Source organism: Micromonospora palythoicola, from assembly GCF_036689795.1.
Lineage (GTDB): Bacteria > Actinomycetota > Actinomycetes > Mycobacteriales > Micromonosporaceae > Micromonospora > Micromonospora palythoicola.
On sequence record NZ_JBAGKI010000036.1, the window covers coordinates 24035 to 48014 of the forward strand.

The 23980-nt window shown below is 67.3% G+C and carries 14 protein-coding genes and 1 pseudogene; 5 read left to right on the plus strand and 10 right to left on the minus strand.

Annotated features, from left to right (window positions below):
* Window positions 1-34: 34 nt before the first annotated feature.
* The 3 genes from V5O40_RS17205 to V5O40_RS17215 are packed head-to-tail and all read left to right on the plus strand — an operon-like array spanning window position 35 to window position 3815.
* Complete coding sequence (locus V5O40_RS17205; RefSeq protein ID WP_332906391.1) at window positions 35-1432, plus strand: 3'-5' exonuclease; 1398 nt, start codon at window positions 35-37, stop codon at window positions 1430-1432.
* On the plus strand, window positions 1429-2103 hold the full coding sequence (locus tag V5O40_RS17210) for a DarT ssDNA thymidine ADP-ribosyltransferase family protein (RefSeq protein ID WP_332906392.1): 675 nt from the start codon (window positions 1429-1431) through the stop codon (window positions 2101-2103). Before V5O40_RS17205 ends, V5O40_RS17210 begins: the two co-directional genes overlap by 4 nt.
* Complete coding sequence (locus V5O40_RS17215) at window positions 2100-3815, plus strand: ADP-ribosylglycohydrolase family protein (protein WP_332906393.1); 1716 nt, start codon at window positions 2100-2102, stop codon at window positions 3813-3815. The genes V5O40_RS17210 and V5O40_RS17215 overlap by 4 nt, the downstream gene beginning before the upstream one ends.
* 585 nt (window positions 3816-4400) lie before the next feature.
* On the opposite strand, the gene V5O40_RS17220 is transcribed toward V5O40_RS17215, so the two are convergent.
* The 8 genes from V5O40_RS17220 to V5O40_RS17255 all read right to left on the minus strand — a co-directional run bounded on the left by V5O40_RS17220 (window position 4401) and on the right by V5O40_RS17255 (window position 16019).
* Complete coding sequence (locus V5O40_RS17220; RefSeq protein WP_332906394.1) at window positions 4401-6056, minus strand: hypothetical protein; 1656 nt, start codon at window positions 6054-6056, stop codon at window positions 4401-4403.
* Window positions 6057-6180: 124 nt separating this feature from the next.
* Window positions 6181-6642: a hypothetical protein gene (locus V5O40_RS17225; protein WP_332906395.1), complete on the minus strand. Its 462-nt coding sequence runs from the start codon at window positions 6640-6642 to the stop codon at window positions 6181-6183.
* Between the two features lie 201 nt (window positions 6643-6843).
* Window positions 6844-7755: a thiopeptide-type bacteriocin biosynthesis protein gene (locus V5O40_RS17230; protein ID WP_332906396.1), complete on the minus strand. Its 912-nt coding sequence runs from the start codon at window positions 7753-7755 to the stop codon at window positions 6844-6846.
* A 13-nt stretch (window positions 7756-7768) separates the two neighbouring features.
* Complete coding sequence (locus V5O40_RS17235) at window positions 7769-8845, minus strand: lanthionine synthetase C family protein (protein WP_332906397.1); 1077 nt, start codon at window positions 8843-8845, stop codon at window positions 7769-7771.
* Window positions 8842-11586 carry a lantibiotic dehydratase gene (locus V5O40_RS17240; protein WP_332906398.1) on the minus strand — a complete coding sequence of 915 codons (2745 nt, stop codon included), beginning with the start codon at window positions 11584-11586 and terminating at the stop codon, window positions 8842-8844. Before V5O40_RS17240 ends, V5O40_RS17235 begins: the two co-directional genes overlap by 4 nt.
* Window positions 11587-11656: 70 nt before the next feature.
* Entirely contained in the window at window positions 11657-11803 is a 147-nt protein-coding gene (locus V5O40_RS17245) for an FxLD family lanthipeptide (RefSeq protein ID WP_281582658.1), read from the minus strand.
* A 13-nt stretch (window positions 11804-11816) separates the two neighbouring features.
* Entirely contained in the window at window positions 11817-13013 is a 1197-nt protein-coding gene (fxlM, locus tag V5O40_RS17250) for a methyltransferase, FxLD system (RefSeq protein WP_332906399.1), read from the minus strand.
* Window positions 13014-13886: 873 nt separating this feature from the next.
* Entirely contained in the window at window positions 13887-16019 is a 2133-nt protein-coding gene (locus V5O40_RS17255; protein ID WP_332906400.1) for a tetratricopeptide repeat protein, read from the minus strand.
* 759 nt (window positions 16020-16778) lie between these two features.
* On the opposite strand from V5O40_RS17255, the gene V5O40_RS17260 reads away from it, so the two are divergent.
* Window positions 16779-18611, plus strand: coding sequence for an Hsp70 family protein (locus V5O40_RS17260; RefSeq protein WP_332906401.1), 1833 nt, complete (start codon window positions 16779-16781; stop codon window positions 18609-18611).
* Window positions 18612-18636: 25 nt separating this feature from the next.
* Complete coding sequence (locus V5O40_RS17265) at window positions 18637-20607, plus strand: AfsR/SARP family transcriptional regulator (protein ID WP_332906402.1); 1971 nt, start codon at window positions 18637-18639, stop codon at window positions 20605-20607.
* A 16-nt stretch (window positions 20608-20623) separates the two neighbouring features.
* Here V5O40_RS17265 and V5O40_RS17270 read toward each other — a convergent pair.
* Together V5O40_RS17270 and V5O40_RS17275 are read right to left on the minus strand one after the other, a co-directional pair.
* Window positions 20624-20922: pseudogene (locus V5O40_RS17270) on the minus strand (VOC family protein); the annotation flags it as partial.
* 117 nt (window positions 20923-21039) lie between these two features.
* Window positions 21040-23544 carry a hypothetical protein gene (locus tag V5O40_RS17275; RefSeq protein WP_332906403.1) on the minus strand — a complete coding sequence of 835 codons (2505 nt, stop codon included), beginning with the start codon at window positions 23542-23544 and terminating at the stop codon, window positions 21040-21042.
* Window positions 23545-23980: the final 436 nt, after the last annotated feature.

The following is a 23980-nucleotide window of genomic DNA, read 5'->3' on the forward strand; positions in this document are numbered from 1 at the left end:
CCCAGTGGCCGCTTCGTTACGAGATGATGTACCAATGCCCTCGAACCTTCCTGAGCCGGTCGGCGCACAGAAGAACGTGGTCTACCTACGGGACAGTGGCCACGTAGTGGTGTTGGGCACGGCTGGCAGTGGGAAGACGACCATGGCGGTCACGAGAGCAATGTGGTTGGCCAACCATGCTCCCAAGATCGCGGGGCCTACTCTGTTGGTCACCTTCAACAAGGCTCTTGTGACTTTCTTACGCCGTAACATGGTGTCGCGGACTCCGAACCTTGTGGTAGAGAACTATCACACATTCGCGAAGGGTTACCTGGCCTCGCGTGGGATGATGGGACGGCGGGACATCGTCGACGGTGAGAAATATCAACTTATCGAGAACGCGATCGCCGAAGTTCAACGACGGTACCCGGGAGTTGGCGTGTTGAAGCGCCCGCTTCGCTTCTTCGAGGATGAGTTCCATTGGCTTGCCGGGCACGGAGTGACGGACGAGCAGACCTACATCAACGCAGATCGCATCGGACGCGGTCGTCCGCTCATGCCGGCTGATCGGCCGTACGTTTACGCCGTACGGGAGGCGTACTGGCGCCTACGCCGAGAATTGGGAAAGCGGTACGATTGGGACGACCTTGCTCTCGCTGCTCGAAAGGCATTCGAGGAGGACGAAAGTCCTCGCCGCTATCGGCACGTTGTTGTCGACGAAGGGCAAGATTTTTCTCCCGAGATGATTCGGAGCCTTGCAGCGGCGGTAGGCTCTAACGGAACAGTCACGTTCTTCGGCGACTATGCACAGCAGATGTATGGGCGGCGGCTGTCATGGAAGAGTCTCGGCTTGAATGTCCGAAACGGCGCAGTCCAATTCGAGCAAAACTATCGAAATACTCCGCAGATCGCCAGGCTTGCGGTTGCGCTATCCAACATGCCGTTCTTCCGGGACGACGTTGATCTTGTTGAACCTAAGATAGTAAAGGCAGATGGTCCACTGCCAGTTCTAGTGGAATATCCTGATCGTCCGACCCAGTTCAGGGAGGCGATCGAGCTCGCCAGGCGACTCGGGCGCTCCATGACAGTTGCAGTTCTGTTCCGCAAGAGGGAACATGACGCTGACGTTTCTGCCCAACTACCCTTCGCCACACGCCTTCACAAGAAGCTGACGACTTGGCCCTTGGGACCGAACGTCTTCTACGGCACCTACCACGCGGCAAAAGGCCTCGAGTTCGATGCGGTGATCATCCCCTTCTGCGACCACGACCTGCTGCCCGACCCTGTGGAAGTTGAGGCCCACGGTCCGGGTGAGGCGATGTCTCGCGAGGCGCGGCTGCTATATGTGGCATTGACTAGGGCAAAGGTCCGGTTGCACATCATGTATTCCGGCAAACTGACCTCGCTACTGCCGACGGACCCCAGCCTTTTTCAAAGGACGACACCGAAGTGACTATCGCAGATTTTGCACGTCGGCTTGGGATACGCAGGCTGTGCCACTTCACGCCTGCGCGGAATTTCGCACAGATGCTTGACGCGGGCGTAATCCAGGGAACGGCAGAGTTGGCTGCGCAGGGAGCTACATTCAAGCAAAACGACATGAGTCGGTTTGATGGCGGCCTTTCTCACGTATGCTGCTCAATCGAATATCCCAATACCTGGTATCTTGATCGTATCAGGGTGAATGATCCGCATTTCCTGGACTGGGTGATCTTGACGCTTGATCTTGCGCTGCTTGACCAGGCGGGAGTCCGCTTCTTCCCCTACAACGCTGCCCGAGGCAGGGGAGGTGGACAGAAGGCTGGCGTAGAAGGTTTTGCTTCACTCTTCGCGTCGACCGTGCGTGGCCAGCAGACATGGACTCGTCTGCCGGGTCATCCCGACTGGTGGCCGACAGACGACCAGGCGGAGGTGCAGCTGCCCGGTCCAATCTCGATCACCTCAGTACACTCCGTGATCTACCGAACCGAGCAACAGCATGCGACGGAAGTCGCGCGACATGCCATGTTGCGCCCGCTTTATCCGCTTCCGCCAGCTATCGTTGCACCGACGCTGTTCGATAAATACGCGCTCAGTGCGTCCGTCCGGCGAGGTGAGCGCCCAGCCGAAAGACCGATCCCATGAGTGTCGGTGGTATCTGGCAGAGTGAACGTGTGGAGCACCGTCGGGAGTCGCGACTTGAGGGGCTCCTGCTGGCTGTCGCCGTGGGGGATGCCCTGGGTTGGCCGTTCGAACGACGGGCCCGCCGCTTCGACGACGCCGACGAAGCTCCACTCGGCCCGTTCGTCCGATGGGAGCGAAACGCTGGCAACAGGTTTCGATCGCTGCCGGAAGTGATCGAGCCTGGGGAGTATAGCGATGACACCCAGATGGTCATCGCTGTAGCCCGAGCGCGCACAGCGGCAGGCCGTGACTGGTTGCGCTACTTGCGAACTGTCGAGCTGCCGTTTCTCCTGGCATACGAACGAGGTGCGGGGGCTGCTGTCAAGCGAGCGTGCAGGGCATGGGCGAGTGGCACGCCTCCGTGGGAGACTGGAGCAACACTCGATACGTACTTCAACGCGGGCGCGAACGGAGCGGCCATGCGTGTGGTGCCCCATGTCCTCTGGCACGCGGGTGCCCGGAGCTTCGACGATCTCGCGGATGACGTTGCAGAGGATGCGATCTCGACCCACGGGCATCCGCGGGCACTTATCGGTGCGCTGCTGCACGCATTCGCCCACTGGATAAGTATTTCACAGCCCGCACCAATTCCGTATGGGTGGCTTTTGGGTGAGTTAATTAGCCGACGCATGGAATGGTCGCGGGTTCCTCGCATCTTGGCGCAAAAGCACGAGTGGCTTGCAGCGGCTGAAAAGTCAACAGGCGACTACCCTTCCCTGTGGCGAGCTACCGTTGAGGAAGTGTTAAAGATGCTGGAGGTGGCAAGTGCTGCCGCCGACCCGGCTTCGCTAAAGGCGCCTGCGGATATTATGGCAGAGCTCGGTGTCTCGCGTGGTCGAGAAACAGGATCTGGTACCGTGTGCGCTGTCGGTGCGGCCTATCTGGCGACGTACAACGCCGCCGCCCCGGACGCTGGGTTACAAATGGCTGCTCGGCTGAAGGGCGCCGATACAGACACCCTGGCTTCTATGACGGCTAGTCTTCTGACCGCAGCCGTCGGCGCAGAATGGATAGCACCGTACCGTCGCCAGCTCCAGGACGCCGAGTTGCTGTACCGGCTATCAGTCGAACTCGTTGATGGGGCTCAGCCTCTTCCGATGCCATTGCCAACGCGGCGAGCGATAGGCCAGATGCAAGAGAGGGTCCTCCAATCGGAGATGGACCAAGTGGTGGAAATACCAGGTGGTCGTACTGGTCGGGTGGTGGACGTCGCGACTGTCGAGAGCAACAAGGGTGTTGCCCGGAGACTGAAGGTGAAGACCAAAGACGGGCAGACTTTGTATTTTCTCTCATGGCCGAGGGACGAAGTTCCAAAGTACCGGGCACCAATCGTCGCCCCAGTGAGACAACGTCCTGTATCAGCGATTCATGGTGTTGACATATTCGTCCGAGATCTGCCGCGCGCTCGGCAGGTGCTTGAGGATCTTTTGCATCTCAAGCCGGATGCATCAAACCCGCGTTGGGTGCGTTACGGCACTACCGTTCTGAGAGGAAATCCGGATTTAGGCGATCAAAATCCGACTTTCAATCTCCGGGTAGAGGCTACCGTTACTCAGAACCTCGTCCACGATGCGGAGAAAGTCGGTGTCCAGGTCGAGCAGAACTATGGCCCCCACGGAGGGATTGGCCTACGGATCGAGCCCGGATTCGTTGTTGTAATTAGAAGCGCATAGTGAAATTTGGCCGGCCATCCCTTGAAGGTTGGCGTGAATCATTCATTCTGCAACCTAGAAGATTGGCCTCTGGCCCGAGTGGCGCGCGGATTGGACCGAGTTTCGTCTGTTTCGATGGGCACTAAGCGGCCTTGGCATGATCGAGTGGTCGCTTGACCCTCCACCGGGGATGCCAACCTTGCCCCTCGTTGTACTCCGGCGAGTCCGTCTCATGACCGCTGGGGAAAGGCGCGACCTAAGGTTGCTTGCGGAAGCGTGCGACTACGGCCTGATCAGAGACCTGTACTGGCTGCCAGCGGAGGGTTGCCTGGAAATTGTCGACAGCGCTCCCAGACGGCTGCCGGACAACGCCTAGGTCCAGCACGCAACTCGTGAGTATTCTCGCCGAGGCAGTCGCGGCTGCAATCGGTGCCAGGGCACGGCGGGGACCACCAACCGGGCCTATGATGCCGGCGTTACCAGCGACAGCGACTGGCATGCCGTGAAATGACTGTGCTGACCGGCTGGAACCACGGCAGCGCCACAGCGAGTCGTCGCACCTCACGCGGTAGAAGAGCAAACCCCAGCCTCGCGCTCGAGCCACCATCAGCCCATCTTGGGGTAAATGCGCCAGCGCCCCTCATCCTGGCGATCTTTCCAATCTTCCGGCCAGTGCCTGTGATCTTCAAGTAAGTTACGGGTGAAGTCGGTGACATCCGGCCAACTGCTGACGGGAGGGATAGAGGCTGATTGCACCTCAAGCAGAATGCGGTCGGTGGTCTCGGATGCCTCACTGATCGTTACAAGTCTTGCTGGGCAATAGATCCCAGTCAGCTCTTTAATGGTGGCGATTGTAGCTTCCAGGTCACCGTGTGCCCGATCCAGAATATAGGCGAGAGTGGCGTAGTTGCATATTGGTACGACGCGAAGGCTACCTGCTGTGGGATTATATGTGTCCCACCAGGTCAACACGCCCGCCGTCACTTCGGTTGGCCGTTCCGGCGCGCCTTTGCCGAACACTGACCGCAGCGGCCAGGCCCCAGATCGAAGGGCTTGCGCTGCCTGTTCCGCCTGCTTTAGTGCTCTCGCGTATCCCACACGCTGTTCAACAAAATTCCTCATCTGGAAGCTGGTGCGGAACTTGTCAAACGTTGTCTTCAACTCAAATACAGCCACGTGCGCCGTAGTGGTGTCCAGAAGGACCAAATCGGCGTCGCCGACCCCGTCCGGAGCGGCAACTCGGGCCCGCCACTTGATGCGTTCACCGCAGTTCAGCCTACGCCCTAGCCAGTCTGCTGCGCGAGCGAGTGTCGAGCCGACTGTCTGACTCCAAAGCTGCTCATGACGCCTGATCAAGAGCGTCAGGAAGACTAAGTCCGGGTGCATTCCATGGAACCCGAAGAACCATGGAATATAGTGATCGCCACATCTGAGCAAGGGGGCGGTAGCGCTCCACGAAAGCGCTTCATCGGGGGAAATTGAGTGGCAGGCCACCAGTGCCGCAAAGGCATCCGAGGTCTGTGGTGCCTCACGCTGGCGATAATGGTTCCATATCTCGAATAACTCGTCTTGACTGTACCATGCTGGCGGCAAATCGGCCAGGTCAATTAAGCACGCCTGGAACGTTGGCAGCTCGTCTAGGTCGAAGCCGATTCCGGCCGATAACCTACCCCAAGCGTCAGGGTCGCTTTCGCGGAGCACTGCAAGACTGGCGTGTCGCGATGCTTCAACCAGCCTTCGGCGCGTTTCATCAGTGAAGGGCTCGTCCAGAATCTGGCCGACTTCGTCAGGGAGCATGTAGCGCTCGGCCTGGTTGGCGACGAGGTGCAACGCGGAACGTCGAGCAGGCGGGGTTAGGCCGATCTCGACAATGCCAGAGCCATTGATAAAAAGCTCCCAATGACCCATTTCTAGACTAGCTAGTTGGTGTCGCGCAAGGTATAGCGAGTGATAGGCGCGCAACACCTCTTCTGCTGCGGGATCCGTCGACGCGCCAAAGTGGAAGTAGGGATCGGTGAAGCCTTCGACCCGAGCAAGTGCCGACACGAGACAATACCAGTTCACCTGGTGATCGGCGGAGCTGTAGGCAGGCACATGATCAACAATATGATTGCCGTGCTGACGAGCGGCGTGAACCAGCATCGGGACGAGGTAGCCCGGATCCAGTGACGGCAGGGAAGGGGGGCGGTCGCCGAAAGATGTCACCACACTCCGCAGGCCATCAACAAGCGCCTCCTGCAGTGCTGGCGCCGCACGCCTCATCTACGTTCGACCCCCTCGTCAAGTAGACCGGCTTGGAGAACCTACCGAACAAACCTCAAGCTTGGCTTGCCGGACGGTTTAGTCGGGATCCTGCCAGGACGTCCTGGAACCCCTCGCTGGTGAATCACTGCGATTGGAACCCCGTCGCAACTCGATCTCCCGCCGGGCGTCGAAGACAACGCCGACCATGCGGCCGGGGGTGCGGTCGTGACTGTGCATCCGTCGTGTTCGTTCCCGTGGGCTGGTGGACCGTAGTGGGCCAGGGCCAGGCGGTGGGTTCGGTGAGTCCCCCGGCGGTGGTGATCGCGGTGGCGACGTCCTCGGGTTTCACGTCGACACGATGATCGTCGCGTTCGGGCTCGCCCCCGGAGAAGAGGTCAGGTTCGGGTTCGTCGGCCATAGTTCCCCCGTCCATCGCCGTTGCCCAGCGTGCTCGGCGTGCGGCCTCGGCCTTCTCGGTACGGTGTCTGGTCTCGAGCTGGCGGTAGGCGTCATAGGCGGCGATGAGTTCGCCTTGGGCGTCGAGGAGTGACTCACATTGCCGCCAGAAGACCCGGTCCACCACCTGATGGCCGCGCTCGACCATGGCAACGGTGCTGCGACTGCTGCGGACCTGCCGTGCGAGATCACTCTGAATGAGTTGGCGCGTTTACGCCAGGTGGCGAGCTTGCGGCCGAGTTCCTGCCTTGCTTCCTGGAGCTGCTGGCGGTCGATCATGAGCTGCCTACCCATCTGGAGACTGTCGCCCCGGGCGCGGCGGCAGTGTTCGACGCACGGCAAGCCGACACTAACGAATCGCAGTGGATATCGACTGGCTCGCAAGACGACGCCGCGCGTTGGCCGGGGCAGACACGTCGCCACCAGTCGGCTCGGAGTCTGCTGGCGGTGTCGCTGGAAGCGGCGGTGCCTCGACCTGGAGCGGCCAGTGCTCACCCGGGGGCACCGGAGGGCCGCCGAGGATGGCGTCGGTGGCGGCGTGGGCGAGCGTGGCCTGGGTGGTGGCGGGTATCCCGATCCTGTTCCAGTGGAAGATCACGTGTTCGGCGACGACCGCGCGCACACCGCGGGTGAGCTGTCCCGTCGCGCGTAGGCGGTGCAGGGCCGTGCCGGTGGTCTCGAAGGCGGCCTGCCAGTCGCCGGGTGTGCGGGCGGTGCCGAGGAGCAGGTGACGGACCTTGCCCGTGAACGCCTCCCAGGTGTCGGCGTCGGATGCGGGGCGCTGGTGGGGGTGTGCGGTGCGCCGGTGGGCGAGGCGCGCCCAGACGTCGCCTTGTTCGTTGAGGTCGAGCCCGGCGGCGCGCATGAGTGCGGTGCACAGGACCAGGGAGCGCTCACGCCGGTCGGTGGGGCGGTCGTGGAGGTAGGTGAGCAGGTGGCGGCTGTCGTGGTGGAACAGGGTGTGGGCGGTGTCCATCGCCTGGGTGCCGCCGAAGGTGTGGATTTCGGGTTCGTAGATGTCACCGCTCCACGCGCATCCCTCGGTGAGCAGGTCGATCAGCGGCTGATGGCCGGTGGGCGTGGTAGGTAGGTAGCGGATGCGCCAGGGTCCTTTGCGGATGAACCACCAGGCGGTGATCAGGCCGGCGGTCTCGGCGGCGGGTAGCACGCGGCTGAGGTGCGCTACCGCCTGCTGTTCCCGGTCGTGGCGGCTGCGGCCGGGGTAGCTGATGGTCACGTGCTGCCAGGCGGCGTGCGTCATGACGGGGCCACTTTCAGGTCAGTAGGAGGCAGGCGTCCCACCCAGTAGCGGTGGTCGCGGCGGTGGCGAGGCGGCAGCCGGTGGTGCCGTCGAGAAACCCGGCAGGTTCGTCGGCCACGGGCCCGGCGTCTTGGTGCAGGCATGCCAGGTCCGTGACGGGTATCGGCGTGAGGGCGTCGGCGGCGATGCGTCGGCCCGTGGCCAGCAGGCCGGCGGTGCCGTGGCAGAGGCTGCGATCGGTGAGCCGCCCGACCTGTGCGGGGTCGGTGACGCAGGTGGTGAACGCGGTCTCGGCGATGCGTTGGCGGGTGGTGTCGTGCAGGGCGAGGGCGGCCAGTTGGTGGGCGCGGGCGATGCCGGGGGTGCCGTAGCACCAGGACGGGCGCCCCGGCTGGTGTTGGGCCGGTGCGCCGCGGTGCAGGTCGTCGACGGTGAGGGTTTGCGGCCACCAACTGCCGGTCTCGGTGTGCTGTTGCCAGGTGTCCAGCCACCGGCAGATGCGGGTGATCGCAGTGGTGTGTCCGTCGACGGTGATGCCGTCACCGTGGGTGAGGGCGAGCAGCGCGAGGGGGCCGGTGATGCCGTGGGCGATGCCGTGGTTGGCGTGCCCTCCTGGTGGGGGTGGCTGGTGGCGGTGGGGTCCGTTGGCGCACCACCAGCCGGGCAGGTCACCGACGGGTTCGGTGAGCCGGACCAGATAGTCCAGGACGTGGCGGAGCAGGACGTGGTCGCCGAGGCGGCGCAGGACGACGCCGAGGCCGGTCAGGCCGCGGATGAGGTCGTACTCGGCGTAGTGGGGTTGCTGGCGGGCGTCGATGCGGCGGTGCGCGGCCTGCAGCCGTCGGCGGGTGACGGTGGCGGTGCCCGTGGCGGCGATTGTTCGTGCGCGGGTGAGGCCGGGTTCGTTGCAGGCGGCGAGGACGAAGGCGAGTGCGGGGGCGCCGTAGAAGAGGCTGGCGCCGGCGGCGATGCTGACGCCGTGGGCGGTGGCCTTGCGTAGGGCGGCGTACGCGGCGGCCTGGTTGCCGGTTTCCAGGTGCAGCAGGGCGACGCCGGCGGCGCCGTCGGCGAGGGACTGTCCGGTGGTCATGACGGTGCCGGGCGGGTGCGGGCGATGGTGCGGGCCAGGCGTAGGCAGTGCCGTTCGGAGGTGAGGTCGACGCCGATCATGCGGGCGTGGTGCAGGTGCAGCAGGTCGGCCAGCACCTGGTCGAGGTCGAGACCGTCGGCGGCGGCCAGATCCCGGTAGGCGGCGACTGCTGCTGCCAGGTCGTCGTCGCGGTGCGGGGTGCGGGCGAGGTCGAGCTGGGCGGGGTCGAGGCGTGAGCCGCGGTGGTGGGGGACGTGGTCGGCGAGCCAGCGCAGCCCGTGACCGGTGAACGAGTCGGCGATGGCGATCATGCCGGCGGCAGTTCGGGCCTGACGGTCACCGGTCAGCCGCCGCAGGACAGTGCGGGAGTCGGCGGCGAACACCGCCTCCGCAGCCGTGAGGGTGTGTCCGGTGCCGTGGCGGGTTTCGGGCCGGTAGGTGTGCAGGCTGTAGTCGTGCACCACGCCGTGGTCCTCCAGCCGCTGTACCCACTGGGCGAGGGTCCTGGCGGTGACCGCGAACTGGCCTGCGTCGTTCAGGGGGATGCGCAGGCGCAGGTGAGGTTCCGGGTCGGGGTAGCGCAGGAACCACCAGCCCGCCGGCAGCAGCGGCGAAGTTCGTCGGGCGAGGTCGGTGATGATGTCCTCGACCCGCCCGGACAGGTGGCTCTCCAGCCACGACGACTGTCCCGGCCGATGCCGCACCGAGGCCACCTGTCGGGCAGGTCGGGGCGGAGTGCTGGCCGGTGGGGGGTGGGTGAGGGTGAGGGTGAGTTCGGCAGGCCGGTTGTCGATCCAGCCGGCTGGTCCCGGGGCCTCGGTGACGACCGTGCGGGCCTGCCGCTGTAGGTGTCGGCGCAGCACCGCCAGGTGGGCGTTGTCGTTGAGGTCCAGGCGCAGCTGCCCATCGTCGTCGCCGACCAGGATCTCCTCCGGTAGCCGGCGGCGTTCGCGCCACCGCTGCCAGGCATCACGCCACCGCGGCCACGCCACCCCACGGGGGAGAGCCGACTGGTCGATGATCCAGCGGGCGGGATGCAGGATGCTGCGTCCACGTCGCACGCGGGGCAGGAACGGCAGATCGGCGGCGGAGCCCCAGTCGAATCTGCCGCACGGTGCCGCCCACGCGGTCCCGATCTCGGTCAGGAACCGCACCAGCGGCTGCTGCAGACCCGGAAGCAACACACTGTTGAACAGCAACGGCTCGACCGGCCGCCCGCTGCTCCGCGACACCAGCCACAGCCGCTGTCCGTCCCCGGTCACCGCCAGGTCCGCGACCGTGAACGGCGGGTCAGGGTGGAAGTCGCCCACGGGCAGGACCGGCAACACCCCGGCAGCGCGGGCAACCGCGGCCAGGTGGGCGTCCAGCGGCGGCCCGGACACCTGCACCGCGACCGCGCCGGGCAGGACCGTCGGCAGGTTCCGGTAGACGTCCTGGAAGCAGGCCCGTTCGGTGGGAGTGAGCAGGTGCAGGAAACGGCCGGCGGACACCCCGGCGTGACGGGACCCGCTGAGCACCGTCAACGCGAACCTGCCTCGGTCCAGGTCGTGCCCGGTGGCGGCGGCGAGGGTGAACCGCAGCTCGGTGTGCGGGACCGGCGGCCGATCATCGCCGTCGCGGAGGCGGCCTATCAGGTCGTCGTCGAGGATCACCTCCGCGCCGCCGTCCAGCGCCGACTGCTGGGCCAACTGCCCGAGCAGCCGGTCCCGCCCGGTGACCAGCGCCGGTGCGTACCGGGTGGAGCCGCGGTAGCCGGCGGGAAAGCCCAGCACGGCCAGCACTTCGCGCACCGGCACGGCCGCACCCGGACCCCACCGCTGGAGGAACGCCCGGTGGTACTCCACCCACCCCCGCATCCGCGGCGCGACCGCCATCAGCGTCGCCGCTGCCTGGCCGGCCTCCCGCAGCACCGCTGGCGGCAGGGACACCGACACATCGACACGCAGATCCACCGCGACCTCACCGCCACCGGGGTCGGGTAGCGGGGCGTGGCGGGCCAGGTGGGCGGCGGGGTCGGTGACGGTCATCGCCGGCCGCACCGCCGACAGCAACACCCCAGCACCGACCAGTGAGACCAGCATGCGCTCGGCCGGGCCGATCCTGCCGGACGCGGGCCCGGCGACCTTGGCGGCGAGGTCATCGAACCTGATCGGGGATTCCGCCGCGTGCAGTGCCGCCCGCACCGGCCCGGTCAGGTGGACCTCGACGTCCCACCGGCGGTCGCCGTCAGCACGGGCGCAGGGCAGCACCCACACCTCGCCACGCTGGTAACCCACCGCGTTCGTCACCACCGCCACCCCGCGAAGCACCCTCAGGTCCTGCTCGACCCGTGCGGTGTGCGCGGCGATGAACCGCCCGTCCGGCCGGACAACCCTCCGGTGCGCCTCGCCCCAACGAACCGACGTGCGGGCACCGAAGTCGACCGGGGCAACGCCGGCGAAGGTGCCGAACGGTGTCGCCCGGCCGGTCCACCGCAGCACATACCGCACCACCGACTCGACCAGCCGCCGCAACCGATCAGGATCAGCAGGCTCGCCGGTCACCGCCCGGGTGACCTGCTCGCCCAGGTGCGGCGAGGCGCAGGCGACGGCCTCCGCGAACCCCGGCAGCGCCCACACGCTGGTCAGCCACTGCCGCCACTGCTCCGGCCGCTGCGCGGTCAGGTCGGGCCACGCGGGCAGGGTCAGACCGCTCGGGTAGGCGGCGACTCGGATCAATGCCGCACCAGTCGCAGGAAACATGCTGCACCACCAGAAGGGGAGGGCCCGGTGTCGGCGGACACCGGGCCCCGACAGAGGGTGCGGACAGGGGTTACTTGCTGCCGCCGGAGCAGGCGTTGGAGCCCGTGTTACCGGAGCCGCAGTTGTCGTCGGTGCTGGTGGCGTACCCACCGGCGGCGGGGCCGGCATCCACCAGCGTGATGTCCAGGTCGAACTCGTCGAGGTCCGTGGTCTCCACTCGCTGTGCCTTCCTATGCGGGGGTGAAGGTGAGGACGAGGCGGCTGTGCCGCTTGTCCAGCACCGTCCCGGCCGGCAGGTCGCCGTCGGGAGTCCGTGCGGGCAGGACATGCAGCACCGGAGCCGGTTCGCCGCCGTCCACCCACGCCCGCATGTGCGCCACCATCCGCCCGGCCGCGCCGGCGGCGTCCGGTCCGTGGGCACACGCGCCAAGGTCGAACATGTCATCGGTCCAGCGCAGCGCCGACCGGTAGACGAACGTGCCCTCATGCAGGGCGGCGGGCGTACCGAACCGCCACGCCGGCGCGACGACGCCGGCGTCGACGGCCTCCTGCTGCGCCGCAAGCACCACGAACTGATCCACCTCGGCGGCAAGACGCGCCGCCAGCCACAGGTCCAGATCAGCCAGGACAGTCCGAGGCGGCAGGGCAACCTCCGCCCACGCCTGCTCCCGCGGCCGCGACAACAGCCCACCCACCAGGTTCGGGCTGACCTGCTGACCCTCATCCAGCCGCAGATGCACACCGTCGGCCACGTCGACGTACCGCACGTCGTGGGCTCCGGCGCCTTGCATCGCCACGAACCCGCACAGGCGCTGGCTTCGGCTGACCAGCCGGTCACCGTCACGACGCAGCGCCCACGACCGAGTCATCCCGAACGTCCGCAACGGCACCACCAACACGCCGCCCTCGACCAGCTGGCCAATCCACGCCGAAGGGATGTCCCACGCACCAACGGTCACGATGATCAGGTCGAAGCAGGGACCCGGAACCAGCGGCTGCTCGGCGTCGGCGCACACCACCGTGACGTCGCCGTACCCCGCCGCCGTCAGACACGCCACCGCCCGCTCGGTCACCTCCGGGTCGATGTCCACGGTCGTCACCGACCCCGACTCACCGACCAACTCGCGTAGCAGAGACGCGTTGTAGCCACCCGAACCGATCTCCAACACATGCCGGCCCGCCAACCCGCCATCGAGAGCGTCGGCCGCCTGACCCAGCATCTCCGCGATCAACCACGGCGCCGACACCGAACTGAGGGTCTCCTCACCGCGCCGCTTCGTGACCACCGCGCTGTCGCCGCGGTAGGCCTCCTCGACCGCCACGCCCGGCGTGAACACCTCGCGAGGCACCGTCCGCAGCGCCGCCTCCACCTCGGGCCGCATTACCAGCCCTTTCGCCTCCTGGTCGGCGACCAGTTGGTCGACCATCGCGTTCCGGAGGCCTTCGCTGCTTACCGTGCCGACACCCATGTGCTGCCTCTCTTCCTATCCACCAGGGTCGTCCCATCGAACGACCGCTCTTCCTTCCCGTCCTGCGGCTCGCAGGGTGGCCTCGGAGGTACAGATCCCTATGAGCCGCAAGGGCGCCAGCGTTCGTGGGACCGGGCGCGCCGGCCGGTGAATCACCTGGACCGTCGCGGTAAATCCGTTGCGTCAGGTCGAACGTCGCCCCAGTTCAGCGCGCACCCGGGGTCGGTTGGCCGCCGATCGGGGGAAGCGACGACCAACCGACCAGCACCACCACCGGGGCAACAGGTGCGTAGCCGAGGAGCATGTCGACCAGAGTTGCCACCGCCCGAGGGTCGACCACTCGTTTGCTGGCGGTCCACCGGAAGGCGCAGATTCCTCTTGGCGAATCACGGCCCGGGGCTGCGCGCATCATCAAGGGACCGGGATACGGATCCATGAGGTGAACTCCTTCCGTGGACGATGCCGACGATCGGCCGCTCTAGGTCGCGCTCATCGCATCACCACTCAACGCCTGCACGCCGATGTCGAACACCCTCGACACGAATTCTCGACACCGGGCAGTGCCGGTTGAGAGAGTGCCGGCGACGATGCACAGACAAATACGGCTCGACGCCAACAGTTGCACCGGATCAACCCGCTTGCCGCTGATCGGCTGCCACAATGCCTGCGACGCGCGGCTCGGCGTCCGGTCCCGCCGACGGTGACGTGCTCCCAGAGAAAGCTCTGGTGAGAATGGATCAGTTGGTATTGGTTAGCCGCAAGTACCGGCAGTCCGGCGACTCGACTACCAGATGTGGTGGCAGGCAGCGCTGGAGTCGCCCGCAAGATTGACTATGCCTCGGCCCGCCAAGCATTCAAAACACGAACCGCTGCCGAGGTTTCCGGGTGCTCGTCGCCCTGCACGCGCACCGAGTCGTTGACCACTTTCTCTAGGATGGTGATCGCGTCTTCGGTTCGGCCCGCCCGCCGATAGGAGACGGCGAGGTTGGCGCGGGCGGTGATTGTGTCCGGGTGCTGGTCACCCAGCACGCGCACCGAGTCGTTGACCACTTTCTCTAGGATGGTGATCGCGTCTCCGATTCGGCCCGCCTGCGCGTAGGCGGCGGCGAGGCTGGCGCGTGCGGTGATTGTCGACGGGTGCTGGTCACCCAGCACCCTCTTCCGGTCGTTGACCACTTTCTTCAGGATCGTGATCGCGTCTCCGGTTCGGCGCGCCTGCCAGTAGGAGGCGGCGAGGTTGGCGAGGGCGGTGATTGTGTCCGGGTGCTGGTCACCCAGCATCCGCATCCGGTCGTTGACCACCTTTTCTTCAATGGTGATCGCCTCTTCGGTTCGGCGCGCCTGCCGATAGGAGGCGGCGAGGTTGGCGCGTGCGGCGATTGTGGACGGGTGTTGGTCACCCAGCACGCGCACCGAGTCGTTGACCACTTTCTCTAGGATGGTGATCGCGTCTCCGCTTCGGCCCGCCTGCCAGTAGGCGGCGGCGAGGTTGGCGTGTGCGGTGATTGTGGACGAGTGCCGGTCACCGAGCACTCGCAGCGCGTCGTCGAACATTCGGTGCCAGTAGCCGATGGCGAGGGTATGCAGCCCGGAACGCAGGAGGCTGGTGCCGGCGTGGTACAGCAGCGGATGCCCGTCAGGGTGCCACAGCAGCTCACCGCCGAGGCTGGCCAGGGTGGTGGTGTTGGTACGCAGCGCATCCACGAGGTTGGTGGTGGCGTGGTCGTGCTCAGGCCACAGTTGCAGTAGCGCGTCGGCAGCGGCCCGGATGACGGCGGTCGGGTCGATCGTGCTGGCTTCCCGGGTGGCGCGGGCGGTCAGAGCATGGACCCGCACGGCGCGGGGCCCGTCAGCGGGGGCATGGGTCAGCAGGCCGTAGCGGTGCAGCGTCCGCAGAGCCATGTAGGACTGATCGGCGGTGACGACCCGGTCGGCTTGATCAGACAGGTAACCGGTGACCGCGGAGGTCTTCCACAGTTCGTCGGGGTGACCGTCGGGGTTGAGTACGGCGGCCAACGCCAGGGCGTGCCGGGCCAACCCGGCCGGGTTGGCCCGGTCGGCGGCATCCAAGGCGAGCAGGAGCGTGACCGTCACGGGTCGGCCGTAGTCGTCGGGGTCGCTGTCGGCGGGCATCACCTCGGCCACCCGCGCTGCGGCGGTGTATCGGGCCAGATATTCCACGCACCCAACCGCCTGGTCGATCATGTAGGCGGTAGCGTGGGACAACGCTAGGGGCAGATGCCCGACGGCGGCGGCCAGGTCACCCGCGCCCGAGTCGAGCAGGCCGGGATACCCGGCTTCGGTGAGCCGGTCGGTCAGGTATTCCACAGACTCCGTCGGGCTGTACACGCCGATGTCGATACTCTGCCGGCCGCCGGTGGCCAGGGCGGCGTCGCGGCGTCGGGTCGTCGCGAGCGTCCATCCGGTCGGCCGGTGCGGCGGCCACCAACCGACCAGATGGGCCGGGTCTGTGATGTCGTCCAGGACGATCAGCCAGGTCCGGTCGGTGGTGTGCAGCCATTCGCAGAAGGCGGCGGCGTCGGCGGCCTGGTCCGTGCCGTCGGCGCCTGGGGCACCGACCCGCAGCGCGGCCCGCGCGTAGCCGATGATGATCTGCTCAGGGCTGCCCGCGGGCACCCACGCCACCAGATCCGCGGTCCGCTCTACCTGGGCCTGATGAGCGAACCACGCCGCCAGCTGCGATTTGCCGACCCCACCCTCACCGGCGAGGACCCGGGTACCCGTCCCTGTCGGTCGGGTATCGTGCTGGGTCAACACGACATCAGCACCGTGATCACGTGCTTCCTGGATCCTCGCGCGCACACCCTCGCGGAGCTGGAACGCCGACGCCAACACCGGCGGCTGCCCTACCTGGGCCGGCCACTTCACCGCTACCGGATGATAGTGGCGATGCTCGTGAAACTCGGGCCGGACATCGCCATGGACGATGCCGGTGTTGGCCACACCAGCCCGGTCGGCCCTAGCGGCACCGGAATCGGTGACTGTGGCCGCCGCGGGCGGATCAAGCGGTGAGGTCACGTCCGGGACCGGCGCTGAACACCGGTGTTGGCCACCGAGCCGGGACCGTCTGCAGTCGCCTCCCCTGATCGAGTGACCTGCACCGGACGGTCGTCACCCTCGATCATGTCCGCTCCCGTGTTCGCCTGCCCACCAGCGGTAGCGCGGGCCACGCCCGTGTCCTCTATCCGGTCCGGCTCCACTCTCGACCCATTCCCTGAACCAGGCTCGGGCAGCAGGTATGGCGCGGCCAATGCGACTACCGCCACCACCGCACCGATAGCACTGGCCACCTTGTCCGCCTTATCCAGGCCCGCCGCCACCAGGTACACCACCAGCCCAGCTACGATCGCAGCGAACGCCACGCACCCGGCCCACACCCGCCCTTGGCTCCGACGAGGCACCACGACCTCCAACATCACGTCCAGTGCCGTTGAATGCCTGCCAGTCTACGAACCCCAACCCACCGAGAGTAACGGCACGACAACCCGGCAACGGTGCGACGGACTTCCCGGGCGTCGGGTCACTGGTACCGACGTCAAGGCTCATCGCCCCCCGATTCGAGCGGCCCACCAACCTTCTTCCGGCCTTCTCACCGGTTCGCTGCTCGCTGTAGTTGAGGCGTGACGTGAATGTGATCCTCATGTTTGACTGTCGGGTATGCGACCGGGGCAGGCGCGGCTGGCGATCGATTGTGGAAGCGCCATGACGACTGCGGTCCTGGCCTGGCCGGACGGGTCGTGGTCGCCGCTGCTGTTCGATGGCGAACCCGGGCTGCCCAGCGCCGTGCTCGTCGCCGGCGATGGGTCGGTGGTGACGGGGCAGCGGGCGTGGCAGGCGGCCACCGCTGATCCACAGCGGTTCATACCCCGTCCCCGGCGCCCCGCCGATGAGCAGATGAGCGTGGCCGACGTGCAGGTCGCGCCCGCCGACCTGGTAGCGGCGACACTGCGGCGCGTCGCCGACGAAGCCCACCGGATGGCCGGCGGGCCGGTGGAGGACGTGCGGCTGGTCGTGCCGGCGGGGTGGGGGCCGCGCAGGCGGACATGGCTACGGCAGGCCGCCCACCGCGCCGGCTTGCCGCAACCACGCCTGGTGGAGGCGCCGGTGGCGGTGGCCTCGGATGCCCTCGCCTCGGGTGTGCAGCTGCCGGTGGGGTCGGTGGTGGTGGTGTGTGACCTGGGCGCCGGTGTTGAGGTGAGTGTGCTGCGGCGCGGCCCGGTCGGGTTCGAGGTCCTGTCGACCCTCGCCGATCCCGATGCCGGTGGTGACGCCATCGACGCCGCGTTGACCGCGACCCTGTTCCCCGACGGCGGGGTGCCGGTGGGGGATGGGTGGGCGTTGGCGGCGAGCCTGCGCACGGCGAAACACGCTTTGGTGGGGCATGTGGCGGTGGCGGTGTCGGTGCCCTCGGGATCGGCGGTGGTGCTCAATCATCCGGTGGTGGAGCAGGCTGCCCGCCCGGTCCTGGTGAGGGCGGCGGGTGTGGTGCGTGACGCGGTCGACGCCGCCGAGGTCGACCCGGCCACGATCGCCGCCCTGTGGTGCGTTGGAGGGACGGCGCAGATGCCGCTGGTCGCCGACGTGATGACTGAGGAGACCGGGTTGCGGCCGCTGCTGGTGCCGGATCCGGTGGTGGCGGCGGCCCGCGGCGCGGCCGACGCCGGCGGCCTCACTACAGAGCAGGCGGCGGTGGTGGGGGAGCCGGTGCCGTCGGTGTGGCGGGCGGTGGCGATCGGGGTGCCGGGGTTCGCGTCGCTGGCGCTGGTGTCGCACGCGCTGTTCACGCCGACGTGGCATTCCGGGCTCATGCGGGAGTGGGCGTTCATGAACTGGGGTGAGGTGGCGATGGCCTCGGTGTTCGCCGTGATCGCCTGTCTGGCCGCCGGCACCGTTCTCGGTTCCACGTTGGCCGCCCGCACCGACAGCGGGGTGGCGTTGTCGGCGGGGGCGCAGGTCGCCACCGGCATCCTCACCTCCGCCTGGCTCGGCGCAGCGGTGGTGGGGATGTATGCGGTGGTGGGTTCCCAGTACATCGGCACCGAGTTGGGGGCGTTCCTGCGCTGGACCATGGTGCCGGTGGTGCCGATGCTGGTGGTCGCGATGGTGCTGGCGCTGATCGCGTTCCGTCAGTGGCGCACCCCGCGCGGCGGCTGGTCGGACTTCCTCGCCTTCCCCGTGACGTCGGTGGTGACCGCGACGGTGGGGATGATGCTGGTCCAGTGGTCGCTGCCCGCGACCTATGCACCCGGCATGGAGGTGTGGCTCGGGGTCGGGCAACGGGTGGGCGGGGTGCTGATCGGGGTCGGGGTGATCACCGCGTTGGTGTCCGGGTGGTGGTTGCGGCTGGTGATGGGTGTCCCGTTCGCGATCCTCACCGCCACCCTGGTCGGCCGGTACAACACCGGCACCGTCGCCGGTCTCTACATCGTCGCCGCCACCGTGTGGTGGCTGGGCCGCCTGTGGACCCGCATCCTCTACACCGCCCCCACCCAACCCCGCCGCAGCCTTCCCCTACCCGGCCCACCACACCCGTGACACACCAACCAACGGGGGGTGGGTGATGCGGTGGCCGCAGCGGGTCGCGGCAATGCTGCTGACCACCGTCCTGCTGGCCGGCCCGCCGACCCTGCTCGTGCGGCTGGTGGGCTGGCCGACGACCGACACACCACGGGTGGCGCTGTGGCAGTGGGTCCACGACCCACTGACCGAACAGAACCTGACCCTGATGCTGGTGGTACTGGCCTGGCTGCTGTGGGCCTTCATCGCCTACCTCGTCACCGCCACCACCGCCACCCGACTGTGGGCCGGCGTGCGATGGCTACGCCACCTACCCCTGCCCACCCCCTGGCAGGCCACCGCCACCGGCATCGCCGGCGCCGCCGCCCTCACCATCACCACCCCCACCACCCCCAGCACCGTCGACGAACATGCGGGTACGACGGTCGGCACGATCGATACCCACCCTCACGGCGACGCTGAGCAAGTGGATGCCGCCGAGGGGGTCAGGGTCCCCGGTGGATGGCTGCCCCCGCAGGTAGCCGAGCAGGTCAGTGCCGCGGCGAGCCTGATGTGGCTGCGCCGCCGCCGCGCCTACCGCCCCGCACGTGCCGACCAGAACGGCCCGGACGTCGGCGAGTTGGCACCGCTACCGGCCACCGTGACCGCGGTCCAGGCCGCGATCGCCACCCACGACAAGCCCGCCCCGACGGCGGCCACAGCGGTCGGGATCCTGCCGGAAGGATTTCCGCCCGCGGGCGCGAGCGTCCTCGGCCCGGGTGCCCCAGCCGCCGCTCGCGGCCTGCTGGTGACCGTCCTTCTCGCTCGCCTACGGGACCACACCGCACCGGAGGTGGTGATCACCCGTGACGCGGTGGCCGCCCTGCTCGGTCCGGCGGCCCCGCGGCTACGACCCGGGCCAGGACTGCGGATCGCCGACGACGCCGACCACGCCACAGCACTGCTTACGGCAGCAACCGCGCCAATCCCAACCGGCGAAGCCGTGGGCGGGCGGCCGCGGTCTGTGCTGATGCTCGCCGCCCCACCGAACGGCCGCCTCGCGGACCTCCTCACCGCCGGCCCTGTGACCGTGGTGGTGGTCGCGTCCTGGCCGCACGCACCGGTCTGGCACGTCGATGCCGACGGCCACTCCACCACTGATGCCGACGACGGCCCGGCGGTCGGGCCGCGGGTGTGCGTGCTGGATCCGCTTGCCACCACCGACCTGCTCACCGTCACCGGGCACGCCCAACCCGCACACCGCACCACCCCGACGCAGCCACGAATACCGCGTCAGAGCGGCCCGCAACCCGCCCCCACAGACCCAGGGCCGCGACTGCGGATTCGGGTGCTCGGCGAACCGGTCCTGATTTTCGACGGCGCACCCCTGCCCGTGCGGCGCAGCGCAGCCCTGCACGCCGTCGTCTATCTGGCCGTGCATGCCAGCGGGGTCGCCAGCCAGCAGTTGGCCGAAGCGTTGTGGCCGGGACTGCCCGCGCACCGGCTCACCGCACGCCTCTACACCACCCTCAGTGACCTACGTACCCTGCTGCGCACGGCCACCGGACACACGATCATCGACCGCACCGGCGATCGCTACCGCCTCAACCCGGACCAGGTCGACGTGGACCTGTGGCGCCTGCGTCGCGCTGTCACGCACGCCGCGTCCACCCTCACCGATCACGGCGCCGCCTGGCAGGCGGTCGTGAACGCCTACACTGGCGACCTCGCCACCGGATACGCCTGGCCGTGGCTGGACCCGCACCGCGAGGCCGCCCGCCGCCACGTCCTCGACGCCTACGCGGCCCTGGCCGCCACCGAACCTGACCCGAGACGGGCACTGGCCTGGCTCCAGGGCGGGATCCGCGTCGACCCGTACAACGCGACCCTGCACCAACATGCCATTGCCGTCCTCACCTCCCTGGGCGAGCACGCGGCGGTCGCCGAACTGTCGGACCGGTACACCCGGTGCCTCGCCGCCGCCGGCCTCGACAGCGCCCTGGACGCCGCCAGCGTGCCCGACCCCACCACCTGACCACCCTCCGTGCCACAACGGCGGCCTCGGTCATCCGCCGGTAAGCGGCGTCGAAGTCGTCGACGCGGAAGAAGAACCCGACCCGGCCGGCTACCTGGTTACCGACAGCGGCACGCTGGTGTTCTCCGTCGGCGCGGGCGAGCAGAATTCCGGTCTGGGCACCCGGGGGCCGAAGGATGAGCCACCTCGTGGGTCGTCCGTCATTGGTCAGCGATGGGGAGTCCTCGACGGGGTCGAAGCCGAGTACGTCGGTGAAGAACGCGTCGCCGGGTCGTAGTCGTCGACAATCAGGGCAACCAAGTCGATCTGCACCACGGCAGCGCATGCGGGGTCGTGTCCTGTTCGCCGCTCGCGCGCACCACCCGCGGCACGTCGATGGACTCGATCTTGGTTCGACCGCTTCTAAAGATGATCAGTTGAGGATCTCTTCGGTCAGGCGGTGTCGCGAGCTCTCTCGTCGGCGTGGGGCGAACTGTGTGGTGTTGGTTTGGGCTGCTGGCTAGCAGCGCGGTTTTGAAGGTCGGTCAAGGTCGCGGCTGCCGCGTCGCGGAGTGGGGTAAACCTTTGCGGGTCGGTGGCGGCGAGTTCGTCGAAGTACTGCAGGCCTTCCACAACTGCGTCAAGGAGCTGGTTCGACGTTTCTTCGAGATTGCGCGCTACGTATCCAACGTTCCACAGGGATCTGGCTAGGTTGGGCAGGTGGGCGTCACGGTTGCCGGCGGCCAACTCCCGGTACAGGTCTACGGCTTCCTGGCTGACGGCCAGCGCCTCAGCCCAGCGGCCCACCTTCTCCAACTGCAGCGCGTGGTTCATGATCGACATGGCGAGGTTGGGCAGGTAGGCATCACGGTTGTCGGCAACCAATTCACGGCACAGTTTTACGGCTTCCTGGCTGACGGCTAGCGCCTCAGTTTGCTGTCCTGCCTCCTCCAACCGCAGCGCGTGGTTCATCAACGACATCGCGAATTCCTGCAGGAAGGTGTCACGGTTGCTGGCAGCCAACTCCCGACGTAGGACTACGGCATCCTGGCTGGCTTCCAGCGCCTCGGTATGCCGCCCTACCTCCGCCAACCGCAGCGCGTGGTTGTTCACTGCCGCAGCAAGGTTAGGCAGGTGAGCCTCACGGTCGCTGGCGGCCAACTCCCGGTACAGGTGTACGGCCTCTTGGCTGACGGCCAGCGCCTCAGCCCGCTGTGTCGCCTCCGACAACAGCACGGCGTGGTTGTTCATCGACGCGGCAAGGTAGCGCAGGTGGGCCTTACGGTTGCCGGCGGCCAACTCCCAACGTAGGTCTACGGCTTCCTGGCTGACGGCCAGCGCCTCGGTCCGCCGCCCCACCTGAGCCAGCCGCAGGGCGTGCATGGTCAGTAACGAGGCCCGGTCGTTCGGCGTGGTCGCCTCGGCCGTCTTACGCAGGGCATAGGTGGTCAACGCAAGCGCGAGCCCGCCGAACTCGATTGACGGGTACGGTACCCGGCGCGCTGTCCGCTGGGCCCAGTCAGGGTCGAGTTCAGCTGTGACGAGAAGTTCTGTGACTCTGGGAGAGAGCATTCCAGGGAACTGTAGGCCGACTTGAAGGACCGCCTCAGTCATCACCGGCAGATCCGCCCTAAGCGCTACGTCGATCATCTCTGCAGCATCGCTCTGGTGGCTGCGGGCGCGACTCAACACCGTCAACGCCCGCACCGCCTGACCAAACGCCAACCCGTGCAGGATCCTGCCACGTTCAGCCGGGGTACTTTCCCGCAGGACCGCAACCGCGAGATCCTCGGCGAGCAGGTCGGGCTGCAACGTCCCCAACCCACCACCCGTCCCCGCCTGCGGATACAGACCGTACAACCAGCTCACATACCCATCCACCACCTCCGGTATCGCCCCGCCCAGACCCGGCACTCGACGAACCAAACCTACGGTCTGCTCACGATCGTCCGCGCCCAGCAACGCCGCCACCGCGACCAGCCGCCGCAACACCACATCAGCACCCGGCTCACCCGCGCCCGGTAGGCCATCGCGGCGGGCCCGGTGCCGCCAGTACCGGGCCTCATGACCCAACACCTCAGCCAGCACGTCATAGCGGTCATCCCCACGCGGCCCGCCCAACACCGCCAGCAACGCCAGCGCATGCAACCGCAACACCGGCACATCCGCATCCACTCCGTGTAACGGAACATCGTCCGGAGCACCGCGGCGCAGCCGACCGGCGAACGCCACCACCGCCTCAGCTACAACCTGCCGCGGCGCGTGGCCCTCAATGCGGGCAGGCACCTCAATCACATTTCCCGACACGGTCAACGCATCCACCAGATGCGCCTGCGGCGGATACGCCGCCGACAACGACGACCACCACAGCCCCGCCGACCGCGCCAACAACAACACCCGAACCCCACCAACCCGCTGCGCCGCACACAACAAATGCGCCAACGCCTGCGGATCACGGGTCTCGGCGTAATCCATCGTCAACAGCAACCGGGCCGGTCGCTCGCCGCCCTCCAGCAGCCCGACGACCGCCGCTTCCTTATCGGGCGCGACTGGCCACCACGTCCAGCCGGACGACCGGCCCGCGAAATGCCGTCCCAACCGGGTCTTACCCACCCCACCCGCACCCACCAGCAGCCGCACCACACTCGCCGCTGGATCCGCGCACCACCCGTCCAACGCTGCCAGCAGCGAACCACGGCCAACGAACCCAACCACCGCCGCCTGCGGATGTAGCAACCACACCACCGACTCCGGCAAGTCGGCCACCAACACCTCCGCGACCACCCGATCCCGCCGCTCGCCCCGCTCCCGCTCGGCCCGAACCCACTCCAGGACCGACGGCGCGAAAGCCCCCACCACCACCGCCGCCGTCGCGCCCGCGACCACCGTCCACCGCACCTTGTCATCAGCGACCAACGCCCACACCGACGCCGCTACCACCGCCGCAGGAATCAGCACCACCCACCAGTAGCGCCGGACCCACTTCAACCCAACCCGAAGCACATCCGCACAGTACTGAAAGTGATCAGACCATCACACAGTGGATCATCCGATGCGGCGTCCGCTCATCGGCAGATCCGCACGCCGAGAGGACGGACGAGTCAGCAACATCCCGTAACGCAGCGTTACCGACTTGGGTCGTCGCCAGAGTGGGCAGCGACTCGCCGGGCGCATATCGAACTCGGCGCCGGGGTGTGCACTTCCAACCGTACCTACCTCTGCACTCGGACCTGTACACCGACACCCATTCTCTGCGCCGTCGAGCCCGATACGCCTGCCGGCTAATCGGTGCCACGTCCTGCTGTGTAGCTGCCTGACCTGGGGTTGTGAGGTCGTGTTAGGTGCTGTGAGGTGCTGTAAGCCGTCGAAACGACATCGACGACCCTGCCCTCTT